At 63.6% G+C, this 7,488-nt stretch carries 9 protein-coding genes; 3 read left to right on the top strand and 6 right to left on the bottom strand.

Going from position 1 to position 7,488, the window contains the following annotated elements:
- Window positions 1-50: 50 nt before the first annotated feature.
- From BG57_RS11230 to BG57_RS11220, 3 genes are all read right to left on the bottom strand, one after another.
- Window positions 51-335 carry a hypothetical protein gene (locus tag BG57_RS11230; protein ID WP_052005721.1) on the bottom strand — a complete coding sequence of 95 codons (285 nt, stop codon included), beginning with the start codon at window positions 333-335 and terminating at the stop codon, window positions 51-53.
- 204 nt (window positions 336-539) lie between these two features.
- On the bottom strand, window positions 540-1,904 hold the full coding sequence (locus tag BG57_RS11225) for an MFS transporter (protein WP_035963020.1): 1,365 nt from the start codon (window positions 1,902-1,904) through the stop codon (window positions 540-542).
- Between the two features lie 149 nt (window positions 1,905-2,053).
- Window positions 2,054-3,214, bottom strand: a complete 1,161-nt coding sequence (locus BG57_RS11220; RefSeq protein ID WP_075583112.1) for an alpha-D-ribose 1-methylphosphonate 5-triphosphate diphosphatase — start codon at window positions 3,212-3,214, stop codon at window positions 2,054-2,056.
- 70 nt (window positions 3,215-3,284) lie between these two features.
- Here BG57_RS11220 and BG57_RS11215 point away from each other — a divergent pair, with 70 nt between their 5' ends.
- Genes BG57_RS11215 through BG57_RS11205 form a run of 3 tightly spaced genes read left to right on the top strand, consistent with a single transcriptional unit; the run spans window position 3,285 to window position 5,378 of the window.
- Window positions 3,285-4,019, top strand: a complete 735-nt coding sequence (locus BG57_RS11215; RefSeq protein ID WP_052005720.1) for a DUF1045 domain-containing protein — start codon at window positions 3,285-3,287, stop codon at window positions 4,017-4,019.
- Complete coding sequence (gene phnN / locus BG57_RS11210; RefSeq protein ID WP_035963019.1) at window positions 4,016-4,585, top strand: phosphonate metabolism protein/1,5-bisphosphokinase (PRPP-forming) PhnN; 570 nt, start codon at window positions 4,016-4,018, stop codon at window positions 4,583-4,585. Before BG57_RS11215 ends, phnN begins: the two co-directional genes overlap by 4 nt.
- A gap of 46 nt (window positions 4,586-4,631) precedes the next feature.
- Window positions 4,632-5,378: a Pr6Pr family membrane protein gene (locus tag BG57_RS11205; RefSeq protein ID WP_035963018.1), complete on the top strand. Its 747-nt coding sequence runs from the start codon at window positions 4,632-4,634 to the stop codon at window positions 5,376-5,378.
- A 7-nt stretch (window positions 5,379-5,385) separates the two neighbouring features.
- Here BG57_RS11205 and BG57_RS11200 read toward each other — a convergent pair whose 3' ends face one another.
- The 3 genes from BG57_RS11200 to BG57_RS11190 are packed head-to-tail and all read right to left on the bottom strand — an operon-like array spanning window position 5,386 to window position 7,476.
- Window positions 5,386-5,694 carry an EthD family reductase gene (locus BG57_RS11200; protein ID WP_035963015.1) on the bottom strand — a complete coding sequence of 103 codons (309 nt, stop codon included), beginning with the start codon at window positions 5,692-5,694 and terminating at the stop codon, window positions 5,386-5,388.
- Between the two features lie 22 nt (window positions 5,695-5,716).
- Window positions 5,717-6,634: an MBL fold metallo-hydrolase gene (locus BG57_RS11195; RefSeq protein ID WP_052005719.1), complete on the bottom strand. Its 918-nt coding sequence runs from the start codon at window positions 6,632-6,634 to the stop codon at window positions 5,717-5,719.
- Entirely contained in the window at window positions 6,631-7,476 is an 846-nt protein-coding gene (locus BG57_RS11190) for a quinoprotein dehydrogenase-associated SoxYZ-like carrier (protein WP_052005730.1), read from the bottom strand. Before BG57_RS11190 ends, BG57_RS11195 begins: the two co-directional genes overlap by 4 nt.
- Between the last annotated feature and the right edge of the window lie 12 nt (window positions 7,477-7,488).

Genomic DNA, 7,488 nt, shown 5'->3' with positions numbered 1-7,488 from the left:
AAAACGGGACGCTCGCGAGCGTCCCGTTTTTACATCGGCCGAGCTAAAGCTTACTGGCCCGAGCCACTTGCGCTGACCGGTGCGCCGGGGCCGCTCGGCGTTGCAGTGCCGCCGGGCGCGGTCGACGGACCCGTCTTCATCGACGACGAATGGCTGCCGTGCGACTTCTTCGTGTGCGTCGACTTGTGCGAGGTGCCTGAACCTTGCGTCGTGGTTTGCGCATTGTCGCCGGCTTGCAGGCCCGTAGCGGAACTCGGCGGATTGTCCTGTGCGAATGCCGATGCACAGACGAGAGCGAATGCGCCAGCAGCGCACGAGAGAGCGATACGTTTCATGTCCAAAGACTCCTGTTAGCAGTTGCGAATGCGATCCGTGCATTGTTCTACATGCTGAGCGCCGGCGTGACGCACGGCGGCTCGTCGCATTCGCTCATGAGCACGGGACGTGCCACAGTCTGACGAATCGGTGACGAGAAAAACAAAAGCCTCGCGCAGCAAAGCCACGCGAGGCTACGTCACATCATCTGCGATAAAGAACGCTCAGTGTCCGACCGGCCCCGTGGCCTTGAGATCGCCCGACGTCCTGGACTGCGGATGCGCCGCCTGCTTGATCAGCAACGCGACAGCCGAAATGACGCCCGCCACCGCGATCACCGCGAAAATTCCGCCGAACGTGAAGTGCAGACGCGTCAGCTCGGCGACGAGGAACGATCCCGCAATGCCGCCGAAGCGGCCGATGCCCAGCATCCACGCGACGCCCGTGCCGCGGCCTTGCGTCGGGTAGAACGCCGCGGCCAACGCGGGCATCGACGATTGCGCCGTGTTCATCAACACGCCCGCGAGGAACACGACCAGCACCAGCAGTCCGACGTTGCCCGCCGCCTGTCCGATGCAATACACGCTCACCGCCGTCAATGCATAGCACGCTGCGATGATGCGGTTCGCATTGAACTTGTCCATCAGCACGCCGAGCAGCACGGCGCCCACGCCGCCCAGCGGGAACAATGCGGAGATCAGCGTCGCGCGTTGCGGGCTGAGGCCGGATTCCTTGAGCAGGATCGGCATCCAGTTGATGGACGCATAGAAGATCACGAGGCCCATGAAATACGCGAGCCACAGCATGATCGAGCCGACGATGTAGGAACGCGACAGCACCACGCTCACGCCGCTCTGCCCTTGCACCGTGGGCGCGGTTTCGGTCATGAAGAACGAGCCGGCGTCGCGGGCGTCATGCGAGATTCGCGCGAGCGTCGCGCGAACCTTGTCGACGGGCTTCGCCTTCGCCACCATGTATCGCACCGATTCAGGCAGCGCGATGAGCAGCAGCACCGACAACAGGAGCGGTGCAACGCCGCCGAGGAACAGCACGCTGCGCCAGCCGAAATGCGGAATCATCCAGGCCGCGAGAAAGCCGCCGAACGCCGCGCCCAGCGGAAAGCCGCAGAACATCAGATTGATGAGCGTCGCGCGGCGGCTGTCGGGGCAGAACTCGCTCATCATCGTGACGGCGTTGGGCATCGCCGCACCGAGGCCCAGGCCCGTGACGAAGCGCAGCGTCGTGAGTTGCGTAATGTCCGCCGAATAGGCCGATGCAAAGCATGCGACGCCGAAGAGGATGACCGATGAAAGCAGCATCGACCGGCGGCCGAGCCGGTCCGACAGCGGCCCGGACAGCAGCGCGCCCGCCGCGAGGCCGAACAGCGCCGCGCTCAGCACGGGTGCCAGCGCGGGCCGGCTGATATGCCATTCCGTGACGAGCGACGGTGCGATGAAGCCGATCGCAGCGGTATCGAAGCCATCCAGCAGGACGATAACGAAGCACATCCCGAAGATGAGCCACTGAAACGGCGAGAACGGATGCTCGTTGATGAACGTCTGGACGTTCACGCTAGGACTTCTGCTCACTTCAATCCCTTTACGTAAGAGGCAATAGATGTTCGCCACATGTTCGTTACGCGAACAGCGATTCACATAGCGAACTATGCGATGCGCGTGAGAGTACGCAACAACGGATGCCTTCGCAACGCGGGGATACCCGGAAATCGCATGAATCGTCAGCAGACGCGCAGGCCCGCGCGATAGGTTTCCCGCGGCACGACGAGCCCCTGCGCCCGCGCGACCCGCACGAAGTCCGCTCGCAAGCCCACGGCAAGCGCGCCGCGATCGTGAAGCCCCGCTGCATGCGCCGGTGCCCACGAAACAGCCGACACCGCACGCGGCAAGCTCCAGCCTGCGCCATCGACGAGATCGAAGACCGCGATGAGCAGGCTCGACGGCACGTAGTCGGAAGAAAGGATATCCAGCAGCCCTTCGCGTGCGAGTTCCATCGCCGATACGTTGCCCGAGTGCGATCCCCCGCGCACGATGTTCGGCGCGCCCATGATCGTCGCGATGCCGTGCGCGTGCGCGGCGCGCGCTGCGTCCAGTGTCGTCGGAAATTCGGCGAGCGCGATGCCGTCACGCGCGGCTTCTTCGACGTGTTCGACGAGCGTGTCGTCGTGGCTTGCGAGCGGTATGCTGTGGCCTTTGCAACGCTCGACGATTGCCTTGCGATGCTCCGCCGCATAACGCGCCTGTTGCTCAGACCATTGCTCGAGCGTCGCTTGCGCGTGCGCGTCGCTCCACTTGCCATGACGTTCCTGAAACGCGCGCCACTTCCCGTGGTCTTGCCATTGACGCTGGCCCGGCGTGTGATCCATCACCGAGGCGAGCCTGAACAGCGGATGCGCGCTGAGCGAATCGAAGACCTCGACGACATCCGATGTGCCGACTTCGCAGCGAAGGTGCAGAAGGTGATCCGCGCGCAACAGCCCGCTCTCGGCGAGCTTGCCGATGGCATGGGCGCACTCGACCTGCACCGCGCGGCCGCGCAGGGCGTCATCGGGACGCGAGCCCACGCCGAGCGCGTCGAATACGGTCGTGATGCCCGCCGACGCCACTTGCGCGTCGTGCACGATGATCGCCGCTTCGTGATTCCATAGCACGCCGGGGCGCGGCGCGAGATGCTTTTCGATGTTGTCCGTATGCAGTTCGACAAGCCCCGGCAGCAGATAGTCGCCGTTCCAGTCGATGGCGTCGCGCGCCGCCGTGTTGCCCGCCGCGATGTCGGCGATACGTCCGTCTTCGTGACGCATGACGCCGGTGAAGGTTTCATCGCGCGTAACGATTCGCGCGTTCCTGATGAGCATGTCCGTAGTGTTCCGTTGCGCTTGCATTGTTGTTCGGGCTGACTGGATGGCGGTCGCGAGAGCATTACAATCGAACCGTGATATTCAGGCGATGCGAATGACAGCCCCATCTGAATCGAATGATAAAACGGCAAAGGCGATTGCTGCGGATAGCAGTCCGCGCGTGGCGCTTTACTATGCGCCGCCCGCCTCGTCCGCGTGGTGGCAGGAAGGCTGCGAATGGCTGGGCCGCGATGCGGAAAGCGGCCGCGAAACGCACGCGGCCATGCACGCGTGGACCCAGTCGCCGCGTCGCTATGGCTGGCACGCGACCATCGTTGCGCCGTTTCGATGCGCAGCGGGCGTCACGCTGGCGGACGTGCAGGCGGCGGCTCGCGCGTGGGCGAACGGAATCGTCCGCTTCGATATGGCGGTGCGCATCGCGCAGATGAATGGCTTCGTTGCACTGCGCGCCGCGCACGACGGTGACGACGCCCGCATGCGAACCATTGCGGCAAGCGCGCTGCGGGCCATCGCACCGTTGCAGGCGAAGCCTTCGATCGAAAGCATCGGGCGGCGCATTCACGACGGCATGAGCGCACGCCAGATCGCGCTGCTGCGTGAATGGGGCTATCCCTATGTGCTCGACGAGTACCGCTTCCACATGACGCTGTCCGATTCACTCGATGACGCGAACGCGCGCACGTCGATCGCGTCTCACTGGGCGCCGCGCATCGCGCGACTCGGGCCGCTTCCCGTTCATGGCGCGGCGTTGTTCATCGAGCCGGAACCCGGCGCACCGTTCGCACTATGGCAGCGTCTGCCCTTCAACATCGCACAGGACGAGGCATGAACCAGCTCGACAGCGCAAGACTGATCTACGTAATGGGCCCATCAGGCGCGGGCAAGGACGCGTTGCTGGCATTCGCACGCGAGCGCGTCGGTGCGAGCGTGATGTTCGCGCATCGCTATATCACGCGAGCATCCGGCGATGGCGAGAACCACATCGCGCTTACGCACGACGAATTCGCATCGCGCGTCGAACATGGACTCTTCGCGATGCATTGGGAAAGCCTCGGCTTGCGCTATGGCGTCGGCATCGAGCTGGATGCGTGGCTGGCGCGCGGCGTGCCGGTCGTCGTGAACGGCTCGCGACAACATGCCCACGTGGCCCTCGCACGTTATCCCGATGCGCGCTTCGTTCATATCGATGCCGCGCCTGCCGTGCTGGCCGCACGGCTCGCACGGCGCGGACGCGAAGACGCGCGGCAGATCGAAGCGCGCCTGGCGCGCAAGCCCTCGCTGGAAGTGCCCGCGGGCGCGCGCATCGTTCGTATCGACAATTCGGGCTTGCTTGCAGATGCCGGCTCGCGCTTTCTCGGCGTCGTCGAAGAAGCGGCGCAACGTCCGCGCGTCTAACAAGGCGTGCCCGGCACGGTGTCTCATGCGCCGATAGAATGGGCGAATGCCCAAGCCACCCAGGAACTCGCCGCGGCACGAGCACCCCTTGCCGCTTCATACGCCCAGTACCGCATCGCTGGCGACAGCCGCCGCCATCGCGCTGATAGCGTGGCTCGCCATCGCAGCGCAAATGGACCTCAGCATCGCGCGTTCGCTCGGTCGCGGCCTGACCGTGATCGAAGGGCTCGCGCGCATGAGCAGCTATCTGACGAATCTGACCGTGCTGCTGACGGCGCTCTGCTTTACGTGCGTCGCCACACGCGCGCAAGCGCCCATCGCGCGCTTCTTTCGTCAGCCGACTGTCGTGACTGCGGTCGTGGTGTATATCGTGTTCGTCGGCATCGCGTACAACGCGCTGCTGCGTTTCTGGTGGACGCCGTCGGGGTATCGCGCGTTCGTCAACGAGATGCTGCATACCGTCGTGCCCTTGCTTGCTGCGCTTTACTGGCTGTTATTCGTGCCGCGCTTTCATCTTTCATGGCGACGGTGTGCGCTCTGGCTCGTCTATCCGCTGTGCTATCTGTTCATCACGCTATGGCGCGGCAGTGCGTCGGCGTTCTATCCGTACTGGTTCATCAATGTCGCCGAGCTGGGCTATGAACGGGTCTTCTTCAACGCGACGCTGCTCATCGTCGCGTTCCTCGTGCTGATGAGCGTGTTTCTCGTCATCAATCACCGGCGCGAGGACTTGAGCGTGCCCGATCCGGAAGTCGATTCCGACGACATGGCGGATTCGGGCGCACCGCGTTGAACCGCGCTCAGGCGTCTTTCGTATCGAACATCAGCAGATCGACACCGGCCTGCGCGAAGTTCGCAAGATCGGCGGCAGTCGCCTGACCTTCGGGCGATGCAAGCGCGGACTTGATGGCGTCGAGCGAATCGAACTCCAGCAGCGCCACGAGATGATACGGCGACTCGCCTTGCGGCACGGCCACCGGCCCGCTGCTCACCCGATAGCTTCTCAGCCCGGGCATTTTCTTCGCAAGCGGCGCGTGCGTCGAGGTGTAATGGGCGTCGAACGCCTGGTTGTCGGACGGGGTTTTGTAGAGCGCTACAAGCTGGGCCATCGTTGTCTCCTCGGGGCGGTGGTCATTGCTTTTCCAACTGCAGATAAAGGCGTTGCACGTTCTGCGGCTGTGCAATCGCATAGAGCTTGTAGCCGCTGAATTCGGGCGTCTGGATCGAATGCATGGCATCGGTCAGGCCGACGCCGTCCTTATAGGCACGCCTCACCGACGCATCCAGTTGACGCAGATAGACGCCTGTTTGCATGATGTCGTCGCCGTCGAGGGGCGACCCGAATGCGGGAACCACGGTCTTGAGATCGAGTGCGCGAAGATTTTCCAGTGCGCCAAGCCAGCCCGGAATCTGCTCGTTGCGCAACTCGGGAATGCGGCCATTGGAGACGAGACTGCCTGCGAACAACACGCCCGTTTGCGTATCGAGGACCGCGAGATCGCCCGGCGTGCTGGCGGGGCCGAAGTGCAGCAATTGCAGCTTGCGTCCGCCGCTGTCGATCTCCGTCGTGCCATCTATCGTGCGATCCGGGACCGTCACGCGAGAACCGGCCATCTCGTCTTCGCCCAGCGTCTTCCGCAAGTTCGCAAGACAGATCGAGCATCGCTCGCGAATCAGTTGCGCGGTGCGAACATGCGCCAGTATGGGCACGTCGCGATCGCGAAACGCCCCCGCGCCGAACACGAATTCCGGCGCCTGATGCGTGATGATGACGAGTCTGACCGGCAACGGCGTGACTTTGCGGATGGCTTCGATCATCGCGCGGCCATAGCGATACGACGGCCCCGTGTCGATCACCGTTACGCCGCTCGGCCCCACGATGAACCCGTTATTCCCGACGATGCCATGATTCGCGGGCGCAACGGCGTCGCCCGTGCCGATGAACGCATACACGCCCGGCGCGATGGCGACCGGTGCGGGCATGCCCGCGAGCGCGGCGATCGCAGCATGCGCGAACGCGAACAGAAGCGCAGCGATCGCGGCCCTCATTTCATGGCCGACGTTTGCGGACCCGATTGCGCATCGATTGCGACAGCGCTTTCGAACGTCTTGTTTTTCGTATCCTCGATATGCGCCTTCAGTTCGCCATTTCCGTTGGGCAAGAAATAGAAGCGGAAATTCGGGTTCTCGCTGATCGAGAAGCTGACGTTCGCGGTCATCACCGGCTTGTCCGCATACGTAATGGCCACCTTGCGGATGAAATAGGCGGTCGCGTAGTTTCGCGTGACCTGATTCATCGCCATGCCCGTTCGGTTAGGGTGCCGAACCATTACTTGGGCAAGCTCGGGCTTGCCGCCTGCGGGTTTGCCTTCGGCTTGCAAACGCACCGCGCCCGCTGAGCGTTCGGCGGCGTCCTCGTCCTTGTCGGCGGGAGCGGAACAGCCTCCCGATGCCTTCACGAAACGCACGGCGCTATAGAGTTGGCCGTCGTTGGTCTCGGCTATCACGCGCATGAACGTGTAGTCTTCGACGCGAACGCGCGTCTCGATACTCGCGAGGCCCGACTCCGGCGTGAATTCGAACGAGCCTGCATACGGCTCCGGGTTTTCGTCGATGAAAAGATAGACCTTGCTGATGTAACGCGCCGGCGTTTGCGGAAATTGAGCGTTGATTGCGATGGGCACCACGGCAGCATCCGCTGCACGCGCGGGCGCATCCAGCTTGATGACCGCATCGCCATGCGCATCGATCGTGCGGCCCTTGAAGGCGCCTTCCTTGAAATCGAGCCAGCGCGCGACCTTGTCGGGATCGTCGTCGGGTGATGCGGCTTGCGTTACGCACGGCGCAAGCGCAAGCACAGCCGTGAACGCTGCAATACGCTTCCTCAACATGATGTCCTCCTC

Source organism: Caballeronia grimmiae (genome assembly GCF_000698555.1).
GTDB classification, from domain to species: Bacteria; Pseudomonadota; Gammaproteobacteria; order Burkholderiales; family Burkholderiaceae; genus Caballeronia; species Caballeronia grimmiae.
This window is presented reverse-complemented; position numbering and strand designations above follow the sequence as displayed.

Bases quoted from the DNA above. Each gene is read 5' to 3' on its own strand.
- BG57_RS11230 (WP_052005721.1), bottom strand. From the start codon at position 335: ATGAAACGTATCGCTCTCTCGTGCGCTGCTGGCGCATTCGCTCTCGTC.
- BG57_RS11220 (WP_075583112.1), bottom strand. From the start codon at position 3,214: ATGCAAGCGCAACGGAACACTACGGACATGCTCATCAGGAACGCGCGA.
- BG57_RS11215 (WP_052005720.1), top strand. From the start codon at position 3,285: ATGACAGCCCCATCTGAATCGAATGATAAAACGGCAAAGGCGATTGCT.
- phnN (WP_035963019.1), top strand. From the start codon at position 4,016: ATGAACCAGCTCGACAGCGCAAGACTGATCTACGTAATGGGCCCATCA.
- BG57_RS11205 (WP_035963018.1), top strand. From the start codon at position 4,632: ATGCCCAAGCCACCCAGGAACTCGCCGCGGCACGAGCACCCCTTGCCG.
- BG57_RS11200 (WP_035963015.1), bottom strand. From the start codon at position 5,694: ATGGCCCAGCTTGTAGCGCTCTACAAAACCCCGTCCGACAACCAGGCG.
- BG57_RS11195 (WP_052005719.1), bottom strand. From the start codon at position 6,634: ATGAGGGCCGCGATCGCTGCGCTTCTGTTCGCGTTCGCGCATGCTGCG.
- BG57_RS11190 (WP_052005730.1), bottom strand. From the start codon at position 7,476: ATGTTGAGGAAGCGTATTGCAGCGTTCACGGCTGTGCTTGCGCTTGCG.